Origin of the sequence: Streptomyces sp. NPDC048734 (assembly GCF_043198675.1) — a bacterium.
Taxonomy (GTDB): Bacteria; Actinomycetota; Actinomycetes; order Streptomycetales; family Streptomycetaceae; genus Streptomyces.
In genome coordinates this window covers 719,419-740,121 of sequence record NZ_JBICUZ010000002.1, presented here as the reverse complement: position 1 = coordinate 740,121, position 20,703 = coordinate 719,419, and the positions used below count along the sequence as shown (strand labels likewise).

22 protein-coding genes and 3 tRNA genes are annotated in these 20,703 nt (G+C 72.1%); 19 read left to right on the top strand and 6 right to left on the bottom strand.

Going from position 1 to position 20,703, the window contains the following annotated elements:
* Positions 1-99: 99 nt before the first annotated feature.
* A complete protein-coding gene (locus ACGFQC_RS08590; protein WP_363088991.1) occupies positions 100-1,347 on the bottom strand; it encodes a sensor domain-containing protein in 1,248 nt (415 codons plus the stop codon).
* A gap of 188 nt (positions 1,348-1,535) precedes the next feature.
* Between ACGFQC_RS08590 and ACGFQC_RS08585 the strand changes: the two genes are divergently transcribed.
* From ACGFQC_RS08585 to ACGFQC_RS08530, 12 genes are all read left to right on the top strand, one after another.
* Complete coding sequence (locus tag ACGFQC_RS08585) at positions 1,536-1,955, top strand: NADH-quinone oxidoreductase subunit A (RefSeq protein WP_393287959.1); 420 nt, start codon at positions 1,536-1,538, stop codon at positions 1,953-1,955.
* On the top strand, positions 1,946-2,647 hold the full coding sequence (locus tag ACGFQC_RS08580; RefSeq protein WP_363088992.1) for an NADH-quinone oxidoreductase subunit B family protein: 702 nt from the start codon (positions 1,946-1,948) through the stop codon (positions 2,645-2,647). Before ACGFQC_RS08585 ends, ACGFQC_RS08580 begins: the two co-directional genes overlap by 10 nt.
* Positions 2,644-4,257: an NADH-quinone oxidoreductase subunit C gene (locus ACGFQC_RS08575; RefSeq protein ID WP_363088993.1), complete on the top strand. Its 1,614-nt coding sequence runs from the start codon at positions 2,644-2,646 to the stop codon at positions 4,255-4,257. The genes ACGFQC_RS08580 and ACGFQC_RS08575 overlap by 4 nt, the downstream gene beginning before the upstream one ends.
* A complete protein-coding gene (locus ACGFQC_RS08570; protein ID WP_363088994.1) occupies positions 4,254-5,222 on the top strand; it encodes a complex I subunit 1 family protein in 969 nt (322 codons plus the stop codon). Before ACGFQC_RS08575 ends, ACGFQC_RS08570 begins: the two co-directional genes overlap by 4 nt.
* Positions 5,222-5,905 (top strand): NADH-quinone oxidoreductase subunit I, encoded by a 684-nt coding sequence (locus ACGFQC_RS08565; RefSeq protein WP_363088995.1) that lies wholly within the window; start codon positions 5,222-5,224, stop codon positions 5,903-5,905. Before ACGFQC_RS08570 ends, ACGFQC_RS08565 begins: the two co-directional genes overlap by 1 nt.
* On the top strand, positions 5,902-6,540 hold the full coding sequence (locus tag ACGFQC_RS08560) for an NADH-quinone oxidoreductase subunit J (protein WP_363088996.1): 639 nt from the start codon (positions 5,902-5,904) through the stop codon (positions 6,538-6,540). The genes ACGFQC_RS08565 and ACGFQC_RS08560 overlap by 4 nt, the downstream gene beginning before the upstream one ends.
* Entirely contained in the window at positions 6,540-6,938 is a 399-nt protein-coding gene (gene nuoK / locus ACGFQC_RS08555) for an NADH-quinone oxidoreductase subunit NuoK (protein WP_363088997.1), read from the top strand. Before ACGFQC_RS08560 ends, nuoK begins: the two co-directional genes overlap by 1 nt.
* Positions 6,935-8,929 carry an NADH-quinone oxidoreductase subunit L gene (locus tag ACGFQC_RS08550; protein WP_363088998.1) on the top strand — a complete coding sequence of 665 codons (1,995 nt, stop codon included), beginning with the start codon at positions 6,935-6,937 and terminating at the stop codon, positions 8,927-8,929. The genes nuoK and ACGFQC_RS08550 overlap by 4 nt, the downstream gene beginning before the upstream one ends.
* Before the next feature lie 6 nt (positions 8,930-8,935).
* The gene (locus ACGFQC_RS08545) at positions 8,936-10,510 is read left to right on the top strand and encodes an NADH-quinone oxidoreductase subunit M (protein ID WP_363088999.1); all 1,575 of its coding nucleotides are present in this window, start codon (positions 8,936-8,938) and stop codon (positions 10,508-10,510) included.
* Entirely contained in the window at positions 10,507-12,024 is a 1,518-nt protein-coding gene (locus ACGFQC_RS08540; protein WP_363089000.1) for an NADH-quinone oxidoreductase subunit N, read from the top strand. The genes ACGFQC_RS08545 and ACGFQC_RS08540 overlap by 4 nt, the downstream gene beginning before the upstream one ends.
* A 182-nt stretch (positions 12,025-12,206) precedes the next feature.
* Entirely contained in the window at positions 12,207-13,067 is an 861-nt protein-coding gene (htpX, locus tag ACGFQC_RS08535) for a zinc metalloprotease HtpX (RefSeq protein ID WP_363089001.1), read from the top strand.
* Positions 13,064-13,456 (top strand): YccF domain-containing protein, encoded by a 393-nt coding sequence (locus ACGFQC_RS08530; protein ID WP_363089002.1) that lies wholly within the window; start codon positions 13,064-13,066, stop codon positions 13,454-13,456. The genes htpX and ACGFQC_RS08530 overlap by 4 nt, the downstream gene beginning before the upstream one ends.
* 327 nt (positions 13,457-13,783) lie before the next feature.
* Here the strand turns inward: ACGFQC_RS08530 and ACGFQC_RS08525 are convergent, their stop codons facing one another.
* A complete protein-coding gene (locus ACGFQC_RS08525) occupies positions 13,784-15,055 on the bottom strand; it encodes an APC family permease (RefSeq protein ID WP_363089003.1) in 1,272 nt (423 codons plus the stop codon).
* Positions 15,056-15,221: 166 nt separating this feature from the next.
* Between ACGFQC_RS08525 and ACGFQC_RS08520 the strand changes: the two genes are divergently transcribed.
* Positions 15,222-15,488, top strand: coding sequence for a GlsB/YeaQ/YmgE family stress response membrane protein (locus ACGFQC_RS08520; protein WP_363089004.1), 267 nt, complete (start codon positions 15,222-15,224; stop codon positions 15,486-15,488).
* A gap of 151 nt (positions 15,489-15,639) precedes the next feature.
* Here the strand turns inward: ACGFQC_RS08520 and ACGFQC_RS08515 are convergent, their stop codons facing one another.
* A complete protein-coding gene (locus ACGFQC_RS08515) occupies positions 15,640-16,128 on the bottom strand; it encodes a YajQ family cyclic di-GMP-binding protein (protein ID WP_363089005.1) in 489 nt (162 codons plus the stop codon).
* 226 nt (positions 16,129-16,354) lie between these two features.
* Between ACGFQC_RS08515 and ACGFQC_RS08510 the strand changes: the two genes are divergently transcribed.
* A tRNA-Tyr gene (locus tag ACGFQC_RS08510) sits at positions 16,355-16,436 on the top strand.
* A 250-nt stretch (positions 16,437-16,686) separates the two neighbouring features.
* On the opposite strand, the gene ACGFQC_RS08505 is transcribed toward ACGFQC_RS08510, so the two are convergent.
* Positions 16,687-17,010, bottom strand: a complete 324-nt coding sequence (locus ACGFQC_RS08505; RefSeq protein ID WP_363089006.1) for a hypothetical protein — start codon at positions 17,008-17,010, stop codon at positions 16,687-16,689.
* Positions 17,011-17,108: 98 nt separating this feature from the next.
* Here ACGFQC_RS08505 and ACGFQC_RS08500 point away from each other — a divergent pair, with 98 nt between their 5' ends.
* A complete protein-coding gene (locus ACGFQC_RS08500) occupies positions 17,109-17,321 on the top strand; it encodes a hypothetical protein (RefSeq protein WP_363089007.1) in 213 nt (70 codons plus the stop codon).
* A gap of 18 nt (positions 17,322-17,339) precedes the next feature.
* Here ACGFQC_RS08500 and ACGFQC_RS08495 read toward each other — a convergent pair whose 3' ends face one another.
* Together ACGFQC_RS08495 and ACGFQC_RS08490 are read right to left on the bottom strand one after the other, a co-directional pair.
* Positions 17,340-17,996 carry an SDR family oxidoreductase gene (locus ACGFQC_RS08495; RefSeq protein ID WP_363089008.1) on the bottom strand — a complete coding sequence of 219 codons (657 nt, stop codon included), beginning with the start codon at positions 17,994-17,996 and terminating at the stop codon, positions 17,340-17,342.
* A gap of 180 nt (positions 17,997-18,176) precedes the next feature.
* The gene (locus ACGFQC_RS08490; RefSeq protein ID WP_363089009.1) at positions 18,177-19,445 is read right to left on the bottom strand and encodes an amidohydrolase family protein; all 1,269 of its coding nucleotides are present in this window, start codon (positions 19,443-19,445) and stop codon (positions 18,177-18,179) included.
* A gap of 248 nt (positions 19,446-19,693) precedes the next feature.
* Between ACGFQC_RS08490 and ACGFQC_RS08485 the strand changes: the two genes are divergently transcribed.
* The 4 genes from ACGFQC_RS08485 to ACGFQC_RS08470 all read left to right on the top strand — a co-directional run bounded on the left by ACGFQC_RS08485 (position 19,694) and on the right by ACGFQC_RS08470 (position 20,702).
* Positions 19,694-19,766, top strand: a tRNA-Thr gene (locus ACGFQC_RS08485).
* 46 nt (positions 19,767-19,812) lie between these two features.
* Positions 19,813-19,885, top strand: a tRNA-Met gene (locus ACGFQC_RS08480).
* Positions 19,886-19,972: 87 nt separating this feature from the next.
* Positions 19,973-20,137, top strand: coding sequence for a 50S ribosomal protein L33 (gene rpmG, locus ACGFQC_RS08475; protein ID WP_003948671.1), 165 nt, complete (start codon positions 19,973-19,975; stop codon positions 20,135-20,137).
* A 112-nt stretch (positions 20,138-20,249) separates the two neighbouring features.
* Positions 20,250-20,702 carry a MaoC family dehydratase N-terminal domain-containing protein gene (locus ACGFQC_RS08470; RefSeq protein WP_363089010.1) on the top strand — a complete coding sequence of 151 codons (453 nt, stop codon included), beginning with the start codon at positions 20,250-20,252 and terminating at the stop codon, positions 20,700-20,702.
* Position 20,703: the final 1 nt, after the last annotated feature.

Genomic DNA, 20,703 nt, shown 5'->3' with positions numbered 1-20,703 from the left:
ATGGAGTCCGTCGGCGTCTTGGAAGGGGGGTTTTCCCCACCCCGGGCGTCGGGGGCGGTCAGGGCCGCACAGCGCCCCGCGGCCCCGCGGCGGGGGCACCTACTCCGTCGGCTCCGTCGGCTCCGTCCGGTCCCGCCAGGGCAGCTCCGCCGTCACGGTCGTGGGCCCCCCGACCGGGGAGTCCACGATGAACAGCCCGTCCACGGCGCCCAGCCGGTCCGCCAGCCCCCGCATCCCCGACCCGCCGTCGAGCCGCGCACCGCCCCGGCCGTCGTCGGACACCTGGATGAGCAGCCGGTTCTCCGACCGCCACACGTCCACGGACGCCGACCTCGCCCCACTGTGCTTGCTGACGTTCTGGAGCAGCTCGGAGACGGTGAAGTAGGCGATGCCCTCGATGGCCGGCGCCGGTCGCGCCGGCAGTTCGGCCGTCACCTGCACCGGCACCGTGCACCGCGAGGCCACCGACGACAGTGCCGCGTCCAGTCCCCGGTCGGTCAGCACGGCCGGATGGATCCCCCGCGCCAGGTCCCGCAGCTCCTGGAGGGCGAGCTTCACCTCGCCGTGCGCCTCCTCGACCATCACCGACGCCGCGTCCGGGTCCTCCAGGAGCTTCTCCTTGGCCAGGCCGAGCCCCATCGCCAGATTGACCAGCCGCGCCTGCGCGCCGTCGTGCAGATCCCGTTCGATCCGCCGTAGATCGGCTGCGGCGGTGTCCACCACGACCCCCCGGTCGGACTCCAGTTCGGCGATCCGCCGCTCCAGCTCGTCCGAGGGGCACAGCAGGGCCCGCACCATCGCCCGGTCCGCGTTGGTCAGCCCCCGCGCGAGGAAGGGCAGCACCGGCCACAGCACGAACAACGACACCAGCGCCACCGTGAAGGTGAGGATCCCCCACGGCAGCCGGACGAAGTCGTACAGCACCGTCCGCCAGGCCACCGGGTCCTTCAGGACCAGCCACATGCCCTGGAGGACGTTGCCCGCCCGGCGCAGCGGCAGCGGGCTCGGCTCGTCGACCCGCACCGCGAGCAGCATCCGCGCCCGGCCCCGCTCGAACCGGCCCATCAGCCGCGCCCCCAGCAGACCGAGGGCGAGCAGCGGCAGCCCGACCACCGTGAGCGTCAGCGTGGCGCCGGTGAACAGCACCGTCATGACGTAGACGAAGCCGACGACCGACAGGGGCAGGTTCGTCAGAAGGTGGGCGATCTCCTTCCACGTCTGCGGGTCGTAGGCGAACCGGACGCGCGGCAACGGCTCGTCGCGCCCCGGCGCACCCGGGCCGACGGCGGGCACGGCGGGCACGGCGCGCGGACGCGCGGCCGTGGGAGCGGCTTTGGATACGGTCATGTGCGTCAGCGTGCCGCGCGACGCGCTCCCGCGCCATGGAGTTCGCCGCCGGGAGTGCCTGGGGAAAACCCCACCCCCCTCGCCCCGGCCGTGACGGCCTGCTTACCGTGTCTTTATCAGGCCCTAGACTCCCGTGCGTACAGATCGTCGAACAGGCCGAGGTCGGGTCGGGGAGCGAGGGACGGACCGTGCCGCAGTCGTCGCAATCAGCGCTGAGGGAACCGGCGGTCGTCGTGGCGTCGGACTACTTCGACTCCTACGCGGTCGTCGGACTCCTCGCCGTCATCGGCGTGCTCTTCGTCGCGGTCGCGTTCGGCGCGGGCCGCCTGCTGCGCCCCGTGGTCCCCACCCCCGAGAAACTCCTGACGTACGAGTGCGGCGTCGACCCCGTCGGCGAGGGCTGGGCCCACACCCAGGTCCGCTACTACGTCTACGCCTTCCTCTACGTCATCTTCGCCGTCGACTCGATCTTCCTGTTCCCCTGGGCGACGGTCTTCGCCGCCCCCGGCTACGGTGCGGCCACGCTCGTGGAGATGTTCGTCTTCCTCGGCTTCCTGGCCGTGGGCCTGCTGTACGCCTACAAGAAGGGCGTCCTGACATGGACGTGAACCCGTCCACCCCCGAGCCGGTGGCGACTCCCGAGCCGGTACTGCTCCCCGAGCCGGTGCGGATCCCCCCGACCGAGCAGAGCCGGGAGCAGAGCCGGGAACGGGGCAGGCTCGGCGCCCTCGCCCGTCTCGCCCCGGAGCCCATGAAGGTCGTCCTGAACTGGGGCCGCCGCTACTCGCTCTGGGTCTTCAACTTCGGCCTCGCCTGCTGCGCGATCGAGTTCATCGCCGCCTCCATGGCCCGCCACGACTTCATCCGCCTGGGCGTCATCCCCTTCGCGCCGGGCCCGCGCCAGGCCGACCTGATGGTCGTCTCCGGCACGGTCACGGACAAGATGGCCCCGGCCGTCAAGCGCCTCTACGAGCAGATGCCCGAGCCGAAGTACGTCATCTCCTTCGGCGCGTGCAGCAACTGCGGCGGCCCGTACTGGGACTCGTACTCCGTCACCAAGGGCGTCGACCAGATCATCCCCGTCGACGTGTACGTCCCCGGCTGCCCGCCGCGCCCCGAGGCGCTGCTCCAGGGAATCCTCAAGCTCCAGGAGAAGATCGCCCGCGAGTCGCTGGGGGAGCGCTACGCCACCGGAACCGACCGCCCCTCGACGGCGGCCCTCCAGAGCGGGCTCGTACGGCCGCCGGCCACGGCCGGAGACGGAGACGCGGCCGACGACGCGCAGGGGGACGCCCGATGACCACCGTCGGCTGGCTCCCCGCCCCCGCCGAGGACCTCTTCGGCCCGGAGGCCACCGCCGAGGAGTCGTACGAGGTCCTGACGGTCGACGTACCACCGCGGTCCTGGACCGCGGCGCTGCTCGCGGCCCGCGACCGGCTGTCCTGCACCTACTTCGACTGGCTCAGCGCGGTCGACGAACCGGGCGCCGGCTTCCGTGTCCTGGCTCACGTCGTCGCCCTGGCGCCGGTCCGCCGACTGCTGCTGCGCACGACGGTCCCGCACGAGGCCCCGACGCTCGCCTCCGCCGTGGACGTCTACGCGGGCGCGGCCTGGCACGAGCGCGAGACCCACGAGATGTTCGGCGTCGTCTTCGACGACCATCCGGCCCTGGACCACCTCCTCCTTCCCGAGAACTTCGAGGGCCACCCCCTCCGCAAGGACTTCGTCCTCGCCGCCCGCGTCGCCAAGGCCTGGCCCGGCGCGAAGGAGCCCGGCGAGTCCGAGCACGGCGGCCCCAAGCGCCGCCAGATGCTCCCCCCGGGAGTCCCCGACCCCAACGAATGGGGCCCCCTGAAGGGCCAGCTCCCCCCTGCCCCGACCCGCCCCGCCCGAGCACCCCGTACGGCCCCCGGCGACCGCCCGGCCCGCACGGCGGGCGACCGCCCGGCCCGGCGCGCACGAACGGCGTCCGAGGGCTCGGCCAGCCAGACGGCAGAACAGGGAGCAGACCTGGAAGCGAGCCGGGAAGCGGGCCGAGCGGCGGGCGAAGCGGCGCGCCAAGCGGCAGGCCGGCCTGTCGGGGCCGCGGAGGCGCCACCCACCGCACCCACCGCGCCTACCGCACCCACCGCGCCCGCACCCCCCGCACGGCGGGCGCGGACGGCCGCCGAGGGCTCGGTGAGCCAGTCGGCCGACCGGACCCCGTCCCAGTCCACCATCCGACCGCGAACCCCGTCGGCGGCCGGAACCGAGGGCGCTTCGGCTCCTGCCACTCCCCGGAGCGCCTCCGGAGCCGGCCCCCGCCGTTCCCGAAGCGCGAGCGAGGGATCGGCCTCCCAGCGGGCAGCGGACGTGTCTCCAGGGAAGCCGTCTGCGGGCGACGAGTCCCCGGCCCCGGAGTCCCCGGCCCCGGAGTCCCCGGCCCCGGAGTCCCCGGCCTCAGGCGGGACGCCTCCGGACCGGACGGGCGCCGACCCTGCCGCTCCGGACTCCTCGGCGCCCGAACCCCCGGCGGTCCCGTCCGGCGCGGCGTCGTCCGCCTCGTTGTCCGCCTCCGAGGGTTCCGCCGGCCGTCGCTCGGCCACCGGCAGCGGGGCGTCCCGCCGCGCGCAGGCCCCCCGCAGCGCCGACGCCCCCTGGCACCACGCCCGCCCCGCGTTCGACGATCCGCAACGGGACCCGAGGCATCCCGATCCCGACACGGATCACCCGGACGCCGCGGAGGCCCCGGACGCCGCACCCGCCCCCGAGACCGACCGCTCCAAGACCGACCGCTCCGGGGACGACCGCTCCGGGGACGACCGCGCCGAGACCGACCGCTCCGAGACCGACCGCTCCGGGGACGACCTCCCCGAGACCGACCGCCCCGACAACGACACCCCCGCGAACCCTCAGGGAGGCCCGCAGTGAACGACGCTCTCGACGTCGCCCTGCGACTCCTGATCGTCTTCGTCGTCTTCCTCACCTTCCCCCTGATCGTCGGTCAGGCCGAGCACAAGGTGATGGCCCACATGCAGGGCCGCCTCGGCCCGATGTACGCCGGTGGCTTCCACGGCTGGGCCCAGCTCATCGCGGACGGCGTGAAGTTCGCGCAGAAGGAGGACATCGTTCCCGCGGGCGCGGACCGCCGTATCTTCCAGCTGGCCCCCGCCGTGGCCCTGCTCCCGTACCTCCTGGTCCTCCTCGCCATCCCCATCGGCCCCGGCGAGGGCGCCGTCGGCGAGGTCGTCGACGCCGGCGTCTTCTTCGTCCTGGCCGTCATGGGCGTCGGCGTCCTCGGCTCGCTCATGGCCGGCTGGGCCAGTGCCAACAAGTTCTCCCTCCTCGGCGGCCTGCGCACCGCCGCCCAGCTCCTCGCCTACGAACTTCCGATGCTGCTCACCGCCGCCTCCGTCGCCATGGCGGCCGGCACGGTGTCCCTCCCTGAAATCGTCGACGCCTTCGAGTGGTGGTGGCTGCCCTGGCAGATCGTCGGCGCGATCGTCTTCTTCGTCGCCGGCCTCGCCGAACTCCAGCGCCCCCCGTTCGACATGCCCGTCGCCGACTCGGAGATCATCTTCGGCGCCTACACCGAGTACACCGGCCTCCGCTTCGCCCTGTTCCTCCTCGCCGAGTACGCCGGAATCGTCGTCCTGTGCGGTCTGACCACCGTCCTCTTCCTGGGCGGCTGGCACGGCCCCTGGGGCGCCGACGGCCTCGGCTGGGTCTGGACCCTGCTGAAGTCCGCCGTCCTCGCCTTCGTCGTGATCTGGTTGCGCGTCACCTACCCCCGCTTGCGCGAGGACCAGCTCCAGAAGCTGTCCTGGACTCTCCTCGTCCCCCTCTCCCTCGCCCAGATCGCCCTCACCGGCGTCGTCAAGGTGGTGATCTCCTGATGTCCCGCCCGTCACCCGACCACCGCCCCTCGACGACGCCCTCCGCGCGGCCCCGCCCGCCGATTCCCGGCTCCGGCCTCGCCAAGGGCCTGGCCGTCACCCTCCGCACGATGACGCGGAAGACCGTCACCGAGCAGTACCCGGACGCCCAGCCCGATCTCCCGCCCCGCACCCGCGGTGTGATCGGCCTGTTCGAGGAGAACTGCACGGTCTGCATGTTGTGCGCCCGCGAGTGCCCGGACTGGTGCATCTACATCGACTCCCACAAGGAGACGGTCCCGGCGGCGACCCCCGGCGGCCGCGAACGCAGCCGCAACGTCCTCGACCGCTTCGCCATCGACTTCGCCCTGTGCATGTACTGCGGCATCTGCATCGAGGTCTGTCCTTTCGACGCACTGTTCTGGTCCCCGGAGTTCGAGTACGCCGAGACCGACATCCGCGAACTCACCCACGAACGGGACAAGCTCCGCGAGTGGATGTGGACCGTGCCGGCCCCGCCCGCCCTCGACCCCGGCGCGGAGGAACCGAAGGAGATCGCCGCCGCCCGCAAGACGGCCGAGAAGCTGGCTGCCGCTCGGACCACCCCGGAGACGGAGACGCGGACCGCACCGGCGGCGCAGGACACCCAGGCGAACCAGGCCACTGCGCCCGGACCGGACAACCCCCAGGGAGGCGAGGCGTGACCCTCGCTCAGGCACCCCAAGGCTTTCTCTCCCCGACCGGCGTGGAGATCGCCTTCGTCCTCGTCGGCCTGGTGACCTTCGGCGCCGCCCTCGTCACCGTCACCACCAAGCAGCTGGTGCACGCCGCCCTCTGGCTGGTGGTGGCCCTCGGCGGCCTCGCCGTCGAGTACCTCCTGCTCACCGCGGAGTTCATCGCCTGGGTGCAGGTACTGATCTACGTGGGTTCCGTCGTCGTCCTCCTCCTCTTCGGTCTGATGCTCACCAGAGCGCCCATCGGCCGCTCCCCGGACGCGGACTCCGGCAACCGCTGGGCCGCCCTCACGGTCGCCGTCGCCGCCGCTGCCGCCCTCGTCTGGGTGGTCGTCGACGCCTTCCGCGCCACCTGGATCGACCTCGACGGTCCCGCCGCCGGCTCCACCGAGGCCACCGGCGCGAGTCTCTTCCAGAACTGGGTCCTCCCCTTCGAGGCTCTCTCCGTCCTGCTCCTCGCGGCCCTGGTCGGCGCGATCGTCCTGTCCCGCAAGGCGAAGGCGGAGTCGAGCTCTCCCCCTCTGAACTCCCGAGCCGCCGGCAAGAGTTCCCCGTCCGTCCCGGATGCCCGGAAAAATCCGGCCGAGCAGGAAGGCGCCCGCTGATGCACCTCGCCTATCCCGCCGTCCTCTCCGCCCTCCTCTTCTGCACCGGCCTGTACGGCGTCCTCGCCCGCCGCAACGCGATCCTGGTCCTGATGTCGGTCGAGCTGATGCTCAACGCCGTCAACCTGAACCTCGTCGCCTTCGACGTCTGGCTCAGCCGGACCGCCGAGGAGACCCTGCACTCCGGTCAGGCCCTGACCCTGTTCACCATCGCCATCGCCGCCGCCGAGATCGGCATCGGCCTGGCGATCGTCCTCGCCGTCCACCGCAACCGCGGCACCGCGGACATCGACAAGCTCCGCGACACCGCCGAGGGCCACGAGAGCGCCGTCGGCGACGAGCCCGCCGGCGCCGACGGCACCGACCCCACGGCCGAGAAGGCTGAGGCCACCGCGTGACCACGACCACCCTCGCCGTCCTCGTCCCCCTCCTGCCGTTCCTCGGTGCCGTCACCGGCCTGCTCCTCGGCCGCACCGCCCCCGGCTTCGTGCGCCCGCTCGCCGTCCTGCCGACCCTCGCCTCCCTCGTACTGGCCGTGACCGTCGCGGTACGCCAGGGCGGGGACGCGGCCGTCGACGCCGCCACCGAGCTGACGCCCACCGGCTCCGTCCCGATCGAACTCGCCCTGCACATCGACGGCTTCGCCGCCCTCGTCGCCACCCTGGTCGGCCTCGTCGCCACCTGCGTGCAGATCTACTCGACGGGCTACCTGCGCGACGACCCGCGCTACCCCTCGTACGCCGCCCTCGTCTCCCTGTTCACCTCCGCGATGTTCCTCGTCGTCTACTCGGGCGACCTGATCGTGCTGCTGGTCGGCTGGGAAGTGATGGGCATCTGCTCCTACTTCCTGGTCGGCCACTACTGGGAGACCCCGGAGGCCCGCGCCGCCTCCATCAAGGCCTTCCTCGTCACCAAGCTCGGCGACGTCCCCTTCCTCATCGGCCTGTTCGCCCTCGCCACCGACGCCGGCTCCTTCCGGATCACCGAGGTCCTCGGCACGGTCGCCCACGGCGGACTCGACCACCCGACGCCCATCGCCCTGCTGCTCCTTGCCGGTGTGGCCGGTAAGTCGGCCCAGTTCCCGCTGCACACCTGGCTCCCGGACGCGATGGCCGGCCCGACACCCGTCTCCGCGCTCATCCACGCCGCGACCATGGTGGCCGCCGGTGTCTACTTCGTCGCCCGTCTCCTCCCGGTGTTCGAGGCCTCCGGGGCGGCGATGGTCGTCCTCGCCGTCATGGCCGCCGTCACCATGGCCGGATCGGGTCTCGCCGCGCTCGCCCAGGACGACATCAAGCGGGTCCTCGCCTACTCGACGATCGGCCAACTCGGCTACATGACCGGCGCCCTCGCCGTCGGCGACCGCGGCGCCGCCGTCTTCCACCTCCTCTCCCACGGCGCCTTCAAAGCCCTGCTGTTCCTCGCTGCCGGCGTGATCATCCACGCCGCCGGCACCAACTCGCTGGCCGCCATGTCCCGCATGACCGGCCTGCGCGACCGCGTCCCGGACGCCTTCTGGACGATGACCGTGGCCCTCCTCGCGCTCGCCGCGATCCCGCCCTTCAGCGGCTTCTTCTCCAAGGAGACCGTCCTAGGCGCCGCCGAGCACGTCTCCACCGGTCACACCGAGCACGCCCCCGCCGCGGCCGGCTGGATCGTCCTCGTCGCCGGCCTGCTGACCGCCGCCCTCACCGCCGCCTACGCGACCCGGCTGTGGCTGCTGGCCTTCAGCGGCCGCGGCGCCGAGGCCCCGGACCACGGCCGCCAGCCCCTGACGATGACCATGGTGCTGTGGGTCCTCGCCATCCCGTCCCTCGCCCTCGGCGGGTTCGCCTACCACTCGCTGCCCGACTGGTTCGACGGCCGTGACCTCGCCCCGACCCTCATGACCTCCGTCCTCGGCACCGGCCTGGCCCTCGTCGGCGGCCTGGCCGTCTACAGCGCATGGCGGCACACCACCGCACTCGCGGCCCGCTTCCCGCTCGGCGCCGTCGCCGCCCACCCCGAGGGCGACGCCGGACTCGTCGAGGCCGAGGCCATCGCGACTCACACACCCGCCTACGGAGACGTGGCCTCCGCACCCGACCCGGCAGACCCCGGACGGCTCCTGCTCGGCCCCCTGCACCGCCACGCGGCCACCGGCTTCCACCTGGACGCCGTCTACACCGCCGTGTTCGTCCGTCCGGTGCAGGCCGCAGCGAGCCTCGTCCGGTTCCTCGACCGCGAGGTCGTCGACACCTACGTACGCGGCGCGGGCACCCTGCCCCGCTGGCTCGGCGCCGCCGTACGGCGCGCCCAGACCGGCAACGTCCAGACCTATGTGAGCGCGCTGCTCGCCGGCACCGTCGTCCTGGTGGTCGCCGCCGTCCTCGTCGCCGCGGGAGCGTGAGCAGGCGTGATCGATATCAGTGAGTCCCTGATGCAGTTCCTTCTGGCATTGATCGTGGCCGGCCCACTCCTCGGCGCGGTCACCGCTCTCCTGCCGGCCCCGCCCGGCCTGAAGGGGAAGTCCCCCGAGCAGGCCGTCCTGCGGCACGGTGTCACCGTGACCGGCGTGATCCTCATCGCCGCGATCGTCCTCGCGCTCGGCTTCGACCACGACCAGCCGTCGAAGATGCAGGCCACGACCGACATCAGCTGGATCCCCGCACTCGACGTGCGCATCCACCTCGGCATCGACGGCATCTCCCTCCCCCTTCTGGTCCTGACCGCGCTGCTGACCTTCCTGTGCGCGCTCTACTCGTACTTCAACCTGCCCGCGGGCCCGAGCCCGAAGGCCTTCGTCGCGCTCCTGCTCGTCCTCGAAGCCGGCACCCTCGCCACCTTCGCCGTCCTCGACCTGCTGCTGTTCTTCCTCGCCTTCGAGATGGTCCTGATCCCGATGTACTTCCTCATCGCACGCTGGGGCGGCGCGGGCCGGACCCGGGCGGCCTGGAAGTTCATCCTGTACACGCTGCTCGGATCCGTGGTCATGCTGCTCGGCCTGCTCCTGATCGGACTCGAGGCGGGCACCTTCGACATGGTGGCACTCGCCACTGACAACGGCCGGTCCCTGACCGCATCCGTGCAGGTCACCGCCGTTCTGGCAATCGGGATCGGGCTCGCGGTGAAGACCCCGATGTGGCCCCTGCACAGCTGGCTGCCGGACGCCCACACCGCCGCCCCGACCGTCGGCTCGGTCCTGCTCGCCGGCGTCCTGCTGAAGATGGGCACGTACGGGTTCGTCCGGATCGTCCTCCCGGTCGCGCCCGACGGTTTCCACACCTTCGCGCCCTACCTCGCCGCCCTCGCCGTCGTCGGCATCATCTACGGCTCCCTGGCCTGCCTCGCCCTCGCCAAAGAGGGCGCCAAGGGTGACCTCAAGCGCCTGATCGCCTACTCCTCCGTCGGCCACATGGGCTTCGTCCTGCTCGGCATCGCCTCCACGACCCCGACCGGCGTCAACGGCGCCCTCTTCGCCAACATCGCCCACGGCCTCATCACCGGCCTGCTGTTCTTCCTGGTCGGCGCCCTGAAGGACCGCACCGGCACCACCGACCTGGACACCCTCGCGCAGGAGACCGGGGCCGCCCTCTACGGCAAGGCCCCCCGCCTCGGCGGCCTCCTCGCCTTCGCGGCGGTCGCCTCGCTCGGCCTGCCCGGCCTCGCCGGGTTCTGGGGCGAGATGCTGGCCCTGTTCGGCGCCTTCGACCCCGCGGACGACCTCAGCCGCCCCGCCTTCCTCACCTTCACCGCGATCGCCGCCTTCGGGACGCTCCTGACCGCGGCTTACCTCCTCGTCGTGGTCCGCCGCGTCTGCATGGGCGCCGTCCCGCAGGACGCCCCCCGCCTCACCGACGTCCGCGCCTACGAGTTCGCGGCCTGGACACCGCTCGTCGTCCTCACCGTCGTCGCCGGCCTCTGGCCCAAGGCACTCCTCGGCCTGACCGACCCGGCCGTGCAGCAGCTCCTCGCAGGAGGCAACCGATGAGCCACCTCGCCGCCGCCCCCTCGCTCGTCCAGTCCGTCGACTGGCTCGCCATCGCCCCACCCACCCTCACGGCGGTCGTCGCACTCGGCGTCCTCGTCGCCGACCTGTTCGTGCCCGACAGCCGCAAGCCGCTCCTGGGATGGCTCTCCGTCGCGGGCCTCGCCGCCGCCACGGCCCTGCTGCTGCCACTCCTGGACGGCGATCGCTCCACGTTCTGCCTGACCGGCGACACACGCGTGTGCAGCTACACGGCCGACCACTTCACCCTCGTCATCCAGTTCCTGGTGCTGGGCGGGGCGCTCCTGGCCGCCCTCCTGTCGGTCACCGCCCTCAAGGACGAGCGCGGACGGCTCCCCGAGGGCGAGTTCTGGTTCCTGCTCCTGTCCTCCGCCGCGGGCGCGGCCCTCCTGCCGGCCTCCCGCGACCTCGCCACCCTCGTCGTCGCCCTCGAGGTCGCCTCCCTGCCCGCCTTCGCCCTCGTCGGCATCCGGCACGGCGACCGCCGCTCCTCCGAGGCGGCCCTGAAGTTCTTCCTGTCGTCCGTCACCGCGACCGCCGTCAGCCTCCTGGGCATCAGCTTCGTCTACGCCACCTCCGGCACCCTGTACCTCACCCAGGTGGCCGACCGCCTCCAGGACGTCGACGGGCAACTGCACACCCTCGCCCAGACCGGCGTCGCCCTCACCCTCATCGGCTTCGCCTTCAAGACGGCCGCCGTCCCCTTCCACTTCTGGGTCCCCGACACCTACGTCGGCGCCCCCCTCCCCATCGCCGCCTACCTGTCGGTGGTCGGCAAGGCCGTGGGCTTCTCCGGCCTCATCCTCGTCACGGTCGTCGCCTTCCCGTCGTACGCCGACGTCTGGGGTCCCGCGCTGGCGGTGCTGGCCGCCCTCACCATGACCGTCGGCAACGTCGGCGCCCTCCGCCAGCAGGCCACGCGCGCGTACAGCGCCGTACGTCTGCTCGCCTGGTCCTCCGTCGGACAGGCCGGCTACCTCCTCGTCCCGATCGCCGCCGCCGCGTACTCCGACGACCCCGAGCACGCCGTCGGCTCCACCGTCGCCTACGCCCTCATGTACGCCGCCGTGAACCTGGGCGCCTTCGCCGTCGCGGCCCTGGTCGGCCGTACGCACGCCGCGAACCGCGTCACGGACTACCAGGGCCTGTACGCGAGGAACCCGCTCTCCGCGCTCGTCCTGGCCTTCTTCCTGCTCTGCCTCGCCGGACTGCCGCCCGGCATCATCGGACTCTTCGCCAAGGTCACCGTCTTCTCGGCCGCCGTCGACGCCGGCCTCGGCTGGCTCGCCGTCGTCATGGCGGCCAACGTCGTGATCGCCCTGTACTACTACCTCCGGTGGACGGCGCTCCTCTTCCGCGCACCCGAGGACGAAACCGGCAAGCACCCCGTTTCCGCGCCCCTGACCGTCGCGATCACCCTCACCGCGGTCCTCGGCATCACCCTCTCCGGCGCCCCGCAGCTGGTTCTGCGCTTCGCCGACACCGCCCTCTTCTGAGCCGCCACCCGGACGGCCCACGCCCGCCGCCGGGAGCACAAGGGAACCCGGGGCCCTCGTCTGGCGTTGTCCAAAACGGGAGGTTCCACTGGACGTGGCACCACGACACCAGCGGAACCGCAGATCAGAAGGCGAGATCCGCAAGCGAAGGGTTCCCTGCCGCACGATTTGGAGGGCGTACCGTGCACCGCCGGCACAACGGGCTCAGGACCGCAGTACTCCTCGGGGCACTGTCCGCACTCATCATCGTCATCGGTAGCCTCTTCGGCCGCACGGGGCTCGTCGTCGCGGTCCTGATCGCGCTCGGCACCAACGCGTACGCGTACTGGAACAGCGACAAGCTGGCCCTGCGCGCCATGCGCGCCCGCCCAGTGAGCGAGTTCGAGGCCCCCGGCCTGTACCGCATGGTCCGCGAGCTCTCCACCCAGGCCCGCCAGCCCATGCCCCGCCTGTACATCTCCCCGACCGAGGCCCCCAACGCCTTCGCCACCGGCCGCAACCCGCGCAACGCCGCAGTGTGTTGCACGGAGGGCATCCTGCGCCTCCTCGACGAGCGCGAACTGCGCGGCGTCATCGGCCACGAGCTGAGCCACGTCTACAACCGCGACATCCTCATCTCCTCGGTGGCCGGCGCCCTCGCCTCGGTCATCATGTTCCTGGTCAACTTCGCCTGGCTGATCCCCGTGGGCCGGTCCAACGACGACGACGGCCCCGGCATCCTCGGCATGCTGCTGATCATGATTCTCGGCCCGCTCGCCGCCGGCCTCATCCAACTGGCCATCAGCCGCTCCCGCGAGTACGAGGCCGACGCCTCCGGTGCCCAGCTCACCGGCGACCCCCTGGCCCTCGCCGGTGCCCTGCGCAAGCTCGAACTGGGCACCAAGCAGCTCCCGCTGCCGCCCGAGCCCCGCATCGAGACCGCGAGCCACATGATGATCGCGAACCCGTTCCGCCCGGGCCAGGGCCTCTCCAAGATGTTTTCGACGCACCCGCCGATGGCGGAGCGCATCGCCCGTCTCGAGAAGATGGCAGGACACCAGTGAAGACCATCCTGAACGTCATATGGCTCATCCTCAGCGGCTTCTGGCTGTTCCTCGGATACGTGTTCGCGGGCCTGCTGCTGTGCGTCACCATCATCGGAATTCCCTTCGGCGTCGCGGCTTTCCGCATCGGCGTCTACGCCCTCTGGCCCTTCGGGTACACGACGGTCGAGCGCCGTGACGCGGGAGCCCCGTCCTGTCTCGGGAACGTCCTCTGGCTGGTCCTCGCCGGCTGGTGGCTGGCCCTCACCCACATCGTCACCGGCATTGCCCTGTGCCTCACGGTCATCGGCATCCCGTTCGGCATCGCCAACTTCAAGCTGATCCCGGTCTCGCTGCTCCCGCTGGGCCGCGAAATCGTGCCCACGGACCAGCCGTTCGCCGCACGTTGAGCGCCGTACGCCGACCACGGCGGTCGGAGCGGGGTTGTCCACAGCCCGCTGCTTTTCCACAGGCCGCCCCCGATGTCAGTGGCAGCCCGCACCATGAACACATGACGGAGAACGAGCAGGCGAAGGAAACGCCCGCAGGATCCCGGGCCCACGCCCGACCCCACCGGGCGTCCCGCATACCCGGCCGGCGCGTCCACACCGCGTAACGGGCTCCGGTCATACGGGTCCGATCCCGGTGTGCTCCGGCGTCACGGGTGCCGCCATGGGGACCGCCGACCCCGGCTACGCCACATCCCTACCGCGCCGGCGTCCCGCCCGTCGGCGCCCTCACCCGCCCTGTCCGACCCCTCTCCCCGAACCCATCCGCGCCCGCACCCCGTACGCGGCCACACCCATCGCCAGCACACCCGCCCCCATGACCACCGAGGTTCCCGGCAGCGCGAACGCCAGGACCAGGCAGCCGAGGAGGCCCACCGCCGGCAGGGCCCGCCTCAGCGGGGCCGAATCCAGAGTCCACGCCGAGGCGTTGGCCACCGCGTAGTACACCAGCACACCGAAGGAGGAGAAACCGATCGCGCCGCGCACGTCCACCGTGGCGGCGAGGACCGCGACCACCACGCCCACGGCCAACTCGGCCCGGTGCGGCACCTGGAAGCGCGGATGCACGGCCGACAGCACGCCGGGCAGATGCCGGTCCCGCGCCATGGCCAGCGTGGTCCGCGAGACACCCAGGATCAGGGCCAGCAACGAACCCAGCGCGGCCACGGCGGCCCCCACCCGCACCACCGGTACCAGCCCCGGCACGCCCGCGGCGCGCACCGCGTCCGTCAGCGGCGCGGCAGCCCGCCCGAGATCCCCCGACCCCAGCACGGAAAGGACGGCGACCGCCACACACGCGTACACAACCAGCGCGATGCCGAGCGCGAGCGGGATCGCGCGTGGGATGGTCCGCGCCGGATCCCGCACCTCCTCGCCGAGGGTCGCGATGCGCGCGTACCCCGCGAAGGCGAAGAACAGCAGGCCGGCCGCCTCCAGCACCCCGCCGAGCCCTCCGGAGGCCCCGATGTCCAGCCGTCCGGCGTCGGACTCCCCGGAGCCCAGACACACGACGACCACGGAAGCGAGGACCGCCAGGACCACCGCCACGATCAGCCGCGTCAGCCAGGCCGACTTGTGGATGCCGCCGTAATTCACCGCGGTCAGGACCACCACGGCCACGACCGCCACCGCGTGCGCCTGCCCCGGCCAGACGTACGCCCCGACCGTCAGCGCCATCGCCGCGCAGGAGGCCGTCTTGCCGACCACGAAGGACCAGCCCGCGAGATATCCCCAGAACGGGCCGAGCCGTTCACGCCCGTACACGTAGGTGCCGCCCGAGGCCGGGTACAGCGCGGCCAGGCGGGCCGACGACATGGCGTTGCAGTAGGCGATCACGGCGGCGAGCGCGAGTCCGAGCAGCAGCCCGGAGCCGGCGGCACGGGCGGCGGGCGCGAGGGCGGCGAAGATCCCGGCGCCGACCATCGAGCCGAGCCCGATGACCACGGCGTCCCCGACGCCCAGGGTGCGCCGCAGCTCGGCGGCCGATGCGGGCTGTGTCATGGGTCGCACCCTACTGAGCCGGGGAACCACCGGGTGTCGTCAGGACGTCGTCCCCGGCGACACCGTAGGAACGGGCCGTGGACGACGCGCGGACGCACAGGCCGACCGGAGCGAGATCACAGCTCCGGGACGGTGCGGGCACAGCGCGGAAGGGCAGGGTCAGGACATGAGCATCATCAGCTGGATCATTCTGGGGCTGTTGGCCGGGGTCATCGCCAAGGTACTGCTGCCGGGCCGGGACCCGGGCGGCTTCATCGGCACCACCGTCATCGGTGTGGCGGGCGCGTTCATCGGCGGTTGGATATCGGCCCGCTGGCTGGACCACCCCATCACCAAGGACTTCTACGACGGCGCCACCTGGGCGGCGGCGATCGGCGGGTCGCTGGTGCTCCTGATCGCCTACCGCATCCTGTTCGGCAACTCCCGGGACTGATCGCGATCCCGTCGTTCCGGCGTCGGTTTCGAGCCCTCCAGCCCGCCCGCCGTACCCGTTGCCCGTCCGACCGCCGGGACGGACGGGCAGAGCGACTGCTGCCGTGGCGCCTGCCCTTCCGTCCCGCTGCCAGGTCCCGGGGAGCCAGGAGCTACCGGTAGTTCACGAACTGCAGCGCGAAGTCGAAGTCCTGACCCTTCAGCAGGGAGATGACGGCCTGGAGGTCGTCACGGCTCTTGGAGCTGACGCGCAGTTCGTCGCCCTGGACCTGGGCCTTGACGCCCTTGGGGCCCTCGTCGCGGATGAGCTTGGCGACCTTCTTCGCGTTGTCCTGGGAGATGCCCTCCTTGATCTCCGCGAAGAGCTTGTACTCCTTGCCGGAGAGCTGGGGCTCGCCCGCGTCCAGCGCCTTCAGCGAGATCCCGCGCTTGATCAGCTTCGACTGGAAGACGTCGAGGACGGCGTTCACCCGGTCCTCGGAGTTCGCCTCCATGAGGATCTTTTCTCCGGACCACGAGATCGAGGCGCCGACGCCCTTGAAGTCGTAGCGCTGGGAGATCTCCTTGGCGGCCTGGTTGAGGGCGTTGTCGACCTCCTGCCGCTCGACCTTCGAGACGATGTCGAAACTGGAGTCGGCCATGTCCTGTGGCTCCTTGATATCGGGGTGCGTATCGGATGCGTGTCGGCGTGTGTGGGGCTGCCGTCGAGCCCGGCGTGGGACGCGGGCCGCATCCGGACAAGCCTAGCCACCCGGCCCGGCCGCGGCGGTGAGGAATCCGGGTGGCGAAGCACCCCTTCCCATCGGGTATCGTTTACGTCGTTGCCGGAGAGCACCGCCGAAGAGCGGTTCGAACGGCGGCAAACCCGGCGGTGTGCCCGAGCGGCCAAAGGGAGCAGACTGTAAATCTGCCGGCTCAGCCTTCCCAGGTTCGAATCCTGGCGCCGCCACGCTGAGTAAGACCCCCTCCGAACTGCGGAAACGCAGGGCGGAGGGGGTCTGCTTCGTTTCCGGCCGCTTCCTCTGGTCCGGACGGGCGGTAGGGGGCGGCGCTCGGCTCATCGGTCGCCGGACGACGGCTCCACCGATGCGCTGACCCCGATGCCGACCCCGTTGCAGGCCTGGATCCCAACCCGCTGCGGGCTTGGACGCCGGCCCCGCTGTCGGCCCGAACGGTGTCCGCGACGCCGGCCGCGAGGCCTACCCCGCTGCCGGTCCGGACGGTGGCCCCGCTGCCGGTCCCGACGCCTCCTCCCGCTCCTGTGTCTTCGCGGCTTTCCGCACGTCCGCTTCGACGTCGGTACGGGGTCTGTTCTCGTCCTTGGCGTACTCCGTGAGCGCGGCCTGGGCGTCGCGGGCGAGGTCGCGCCAGGCGCGCCAGGCGGTCTCGTAGGTGTCGGTCTGGGCCTGGGACCAGGGGGCCGCCGTGGGCGCGCCGTAGGTGTCCCGCAGGTGCAGGACCCTCGCGTGCGCCTCGTCGGCCGCACGCTGTTTCGCCACGAGTTCCTCGAAGGTATGTGCCATATGTAGCGATGCTAGGGAGAGGACGCCGGTCGCGCGCGGCGAACGGGGCGTGCGTTGCCGCGCGGTACCCACGTGGCGCACTGGGGCAGACTGAGCGCATGTCCAGCCGCCGCAGAACCTGCCCCGAGTGTCGTCGGGAGATCGCCGTCGTCGCCGGACGGTTCGCCCGGCACGACCCGCCCGGCGCGCGCGAGAACGGCCGGCTGACGTCCTGCCCCGGCTCGCGCAGCACGGCACAACTGGGTGCCGTACAGCCCTCGTTGGACGGATACGTGGTGTCCGACATCCCCGGCCAGTTGCCCTTGTTCTGAACGCGCCCGGCGGCGCGCTCAGTTGCCCGCGACCGACTTCACCGCCACCGGTACCGGCGTCGACCCGGAGACCAGCTCCAGGGTCAGGCCGGCCGTCGCCGGGGTGTCCAGCAGCTCCGCGAGCACGGCGGCCACGTCGTCGCGCGGGACCGAACCGCGGCCGGTCCGGGCCTCCAGCCGGACGCGGCCCTTGCCCGGGTCGTCCGTGAGGGAACCGGGGCGCAGGATCGTCCAGTCGAGACCGTCCAGCCCCTGGACGTACGCGTCGGCCTCGCCCTTGGCGCGCAGGTAGACGTCGAAGACCTCGTCGCCCCGGCGGTCGGGGTCGGCACCGTAGGAGGACACGACGAGGAAGCGGCGGACGCCCGCGCGGACCGCCGCGTCCGCGAACAGGACCGCCGCGCCCTTGTCGACGCTCTCCTTGCGGGACGTTCCGCTGCCAGGGCCGGCGCCCGCGGCGAACACCGCCGCGTCCGCGCCCCGCAGGACGTCCGCGACCTCCGGCTCCGACGCCGACTCCAGGTCCAGCACGACCGGTTCGGCGCCGACGGCCCGCAGGTCGTCGCCCTGCTCGGCCTTGCGGACGATGCCCGCGACCTCGACTCCGCGTGCGGCGAGCAGACGCTCCAGCCGCAGCGCGATCTGACCATGACCTCCGGCGATGACAATGCGCATGCCTTCGACCGTACGCCCGGCCGGGCCGTACGGCGCGTCACCGGTGCCGGACACCGTGTCCTGCGGTCGTCGTGTCCCGCTGCCGCCGTGTCCCGCTGCCGCCGTGGCCCGTGGACACCGGACCCCCGCGAGCACCGGACCCCGACGAACACCGGATCCCGACGAACACCGGACCCCGGCCTACGGCAACATGCTCCGCCCCTGCCGTGGCAACCCCAGTTCCTCCTCCGCCGCCGAGTCGCAGTACTCGCGCACCGCGCTGGTGCGGGCCACCACCCGCCCCCGGTGGATCACGATCCGGCTGTACGCCAGCGACAGCGCGCCCGCCAGGCGGTCGCCGCGGACGGCCAGCAGGTCGGCGGGGAAACCCGCCTCCACCCGCACCTCGGGCAGCCCCAGGGCCGCCCGCGCGGACGTGCTGACGGCGTCGTACGCCTCCTCGGGGCGCAGGCCGTGGCGGGAGGCCAGGAGGTACGCCGCCTCCAGCGGGTCGCCCCGGCCGACCGGGTTGGAGACGTCCCGGAGGGTGCCGCTGCCGGCCGCGACCCGGACGCCGGCCGCGCGCAGCAGCCGTACCGGAGGCGTGTCGCGGCGGTCGGTGGTGCCGCAGCCGCCCTGGGGGAGGCACACCACCGTCACGCCCGCCGCGGCGAGTTGGTCGGCGGTGCGGGCCGCGGCCTCGGCGGGGAGGCGGGCGAGGGCGGCGCACGGGCCGAGGGTGACGCCGGGGCGCAGTCCGCCCGCCATCGCGGCCAGGCGGGCCAGGCGGGCCGGGTCGGCGGCGTCGGTGTGCAGGTCGACGGGGCAGCCGTGTTCGGAGGCGACCTCCAGGACGGCCTCCACGTAGCCGGTCGGGTCGGGGTCGAGGTCCGGGCAGCCGCCCACCACCGAGGCGCCCATCTTCAGGGCGTCCCGCAGCATCGCGAGCCCGTCCGCGCCCGCCGCCCCGGTCAGCAGCCGGGGCATCGCCACCGTCGTCACCTCGGCCAGCCCGCGCAGCGAGCGCCGGGCCTGGAGGACGGCCGCCAGCGAGCCGAGCCCCTGGACGTCGCCGACGCGCACGTGCGCGCGGGACGCCGTCGCCCCGTGCCCGAGTTGCAGCAGGGCGGCCTCGGTGGCCCGGCGCTGGACGTCCTCGGGGGTGTACGAGACGGGGCCGTCGGTGTCCGCGGAGAGCGCGGTGTCGGCGTGGGCGTGGGGTTCGGCGGGGGCGGGCAGCAGGAGGTACCCGCCGAGGTCCACGCGGGTGCCGGTGCCGGGGGCGGGGTCGGCCGTCAGGCTCCCGACGGTGCCGACCGCCTCGATGTGCCCGCGGCCCAGCCGTACGTCCACGGTCCGGCCGTCCGTGAGGCGGGCGCCGCACAGCAGGAGGACGCCGGGGTCCTGCTGCCCGTCCGGGGAAGCCGGCGTCCCGGACGGCGGGGGCGGCTGCGGCTGGCTGTCGGGCATCGCGCTCCAGGGGCTCGGCAGAGAGTGGGGGCTCGCTGCCCGGGGCTCGGGCAAGATCACGCAGAGTGAGTCGAGCCTAGGGCGGCCGTCCGGCGCGGTCGGGGAGGAGCGCAATAGTCGTACCGGTGTGGTCCGGTGGGCCGGAGGGGCTCAGGAGCCGTGTGCCGCCTGGGCGGAACGGGGGTCGGCGGGGTCGGGCGAACGGATTTGGGTGAACGGCTGCGGACCGTGTAATGTCTTCATCGCTCGCCCCAATAGCTCAGTCGGTAGAGCGTCTCCATGGTAAGGAGAAGGTCTACGGTTCGATTCCGTATTGGGGCTCTGGTGGGTGAGGTTCCCGTCGTGAGGCGGGACCTGATCCCATCAAAGCGGTGTAGCTCAGTCGGTAGAGCAAGCGGCTCATAATCGCTGTGTCACCGGTTCAAGTCCGGTCACCGCTACTGACAGTAGCCGATTGTGGGGTCGGTCCTTCGATCGGCTACTCTTTCTTGCGTATATGTCCCATCCGTTCGTCAAGGAGCACTCACGTGGCTGCCACCGACGTCCGCCCGAAGATCACGCTGGCCTGCGTGGAGTGCAAGGAGCGGAACTACATCACCAAGAAGAACCGGCGTAACAACCCGGATCGACTGGAGATGAAGAAGCACTGCCCGCGTTGCAATGCGCACACCGCGCACCGCGAAACGCGATAATTCAGGCTCGTACGTGAGGCCGTCCCCGAGTGATCGGGGGCGGCCTCACGTCGTTGAGCGACCAGTACCGGTCAGTAGAGCGACGCAAGAGCAAGCAGGAGGTGCCGAGCCGATGGCGCTCGACCAGTCCTTCGTGGGGCGGACCTACCCGCCCACCGATCCCTATGAGGTCGGCCGGGAGAAGATCCGCGAGTTCGCGGAGGCCGTGGGGGACACCAACCCGGCCTACACCGACCCGGAGGCCGCCAAGGCGCTCGGGTATTCCGACGTGATCGCCCCGCCGACCTTCGTGTTCTCCATCACGTTCAAGGCCGCGGGCCAGGTCGTCCGGGACCCGCAGCTCGGTCTCGACTACAGCCGGGTGGTGCACGGCGACCAGAAGTTCGCCTACCGGCGCCCGGTGCGGGCCGGTGACCGGCTGACCGTGACCTCCACCATCGAGGCGATCAAGTCCATGGCGGGCAACGACATCGTGGACGTCCGGGGTGAGGTCCACGACGAGTCCGGCGAGCACGTCGTGACCGCCTGGACCAAGCTCGTCGCCCGCGCGGCGGAGGAGGGCTGAC

Excerpts from the sequence above, each read along its gene's own strand:
- ACGFQC_RS08505 (WP_363089006.1), bottom strand. The coding sequence starts at position 17,010 with ATGGCACATACCTTCGAGGAACTCGTGGCGAAACAGCGTGCGGCCGAC.
- ACGFQC_RS08490 (WP_363089009.1), bottom strand. The coding sequence starts at position 19,445 with ATGCCCGACAGCCAGCCGCAGCCGCCCCCGCCGTCCGGGACGCCGGCT.
- ACGFQC_RS08565 (WP_363088995.1), top strand. The coding sequence starts at position 5,222 with ATGTCCCGCCCGTCACCCGACCACCGCCCCTCGACGACGCCCTCCGCG.
- ACGFQC_RS08580 (WP_363088992.1), top strand. The coding sequence starts at position 1,946 with ATGGACGTGAACCCGTCCACCCCCGAGCCGGTGGCGACTCCCGAGCCG.
- ACGFQC_RS08500 (WP_363089007.1), top strand. The coding sequence starts at position 17,109 with ATGTCCAGCCGCCGCAGAACCTGCCCCGAGTGTCGTCGGGAGATCGCC.
- ACGFQC_RS08515 (WP_363089005.1), bottom strand. The coding sequence starts at position 16,128 with ATGGCCGACTCCAGTTTCGACATCGTCTCGAAGGTCGAGCGGCAGGAG.
- ACGFQC_RS08495 (WP_363089008.1), bottom strand. The coding sequence starts at position 17,996 with ATGCGCATTGTCATCGCCGGAGGTCATGGTCAGATCGCGCTGCGGCTG.
- ACGFQC_RS08575 (WP_363088993.1), top strand. The coding sequence starts at position 2,644 with ATGACCACCGTCGGCTGGCTCCCCGCCCCCGCCGAGGACCTCTTCGGC.
- ACGFQC_RS08540 (WP_363089000.1), top strand. The coding sequence starts at position 10,507 with ATGAGCCACCTCGCCGCCGCCCCCTCGCTCGTCCAGTCCGTCGACTGG.
- ACGFQC_RS08470 (WP_363089010.1), top strand. The coding sequence starts at position 20,250 with ATGGCGCTCGACCAGTCCTTCGTGGGGCGGACCTACCCGCCCACCGAT.
- ACGFQC_RS08590 (WP_363088991.1), bottom strand. The coding sequence starts at position 1,347 with ATGACCGTATCCAAAGCCGCTCCCACGGCCGCGCGTCCGCGCGCCGTG.
- ACGFQC_RS08520 (WP_363089004.1), top strand. The coding sequence starts at position 15,222 with ATGAGCATCATCAGCTGGATCATTCTGGGGCTGTTGGCCGGGGTCATC.
- ACGFQC_RS08525 (WP_363089003.1), bottom strand. The coding sequence starts at position 15,055 with ATGACACAGCCCGCATCGGCCGCCGAGCTGCGGCGCACCCTGGGCGTC.
- nuoK (WP_363088997.1), top strand. The coding sequence starts at position 6,540 with ATGCACCTCGCCTATCCCGCCGTCCTCTCCGCCCTCCTCTTCTGCACC.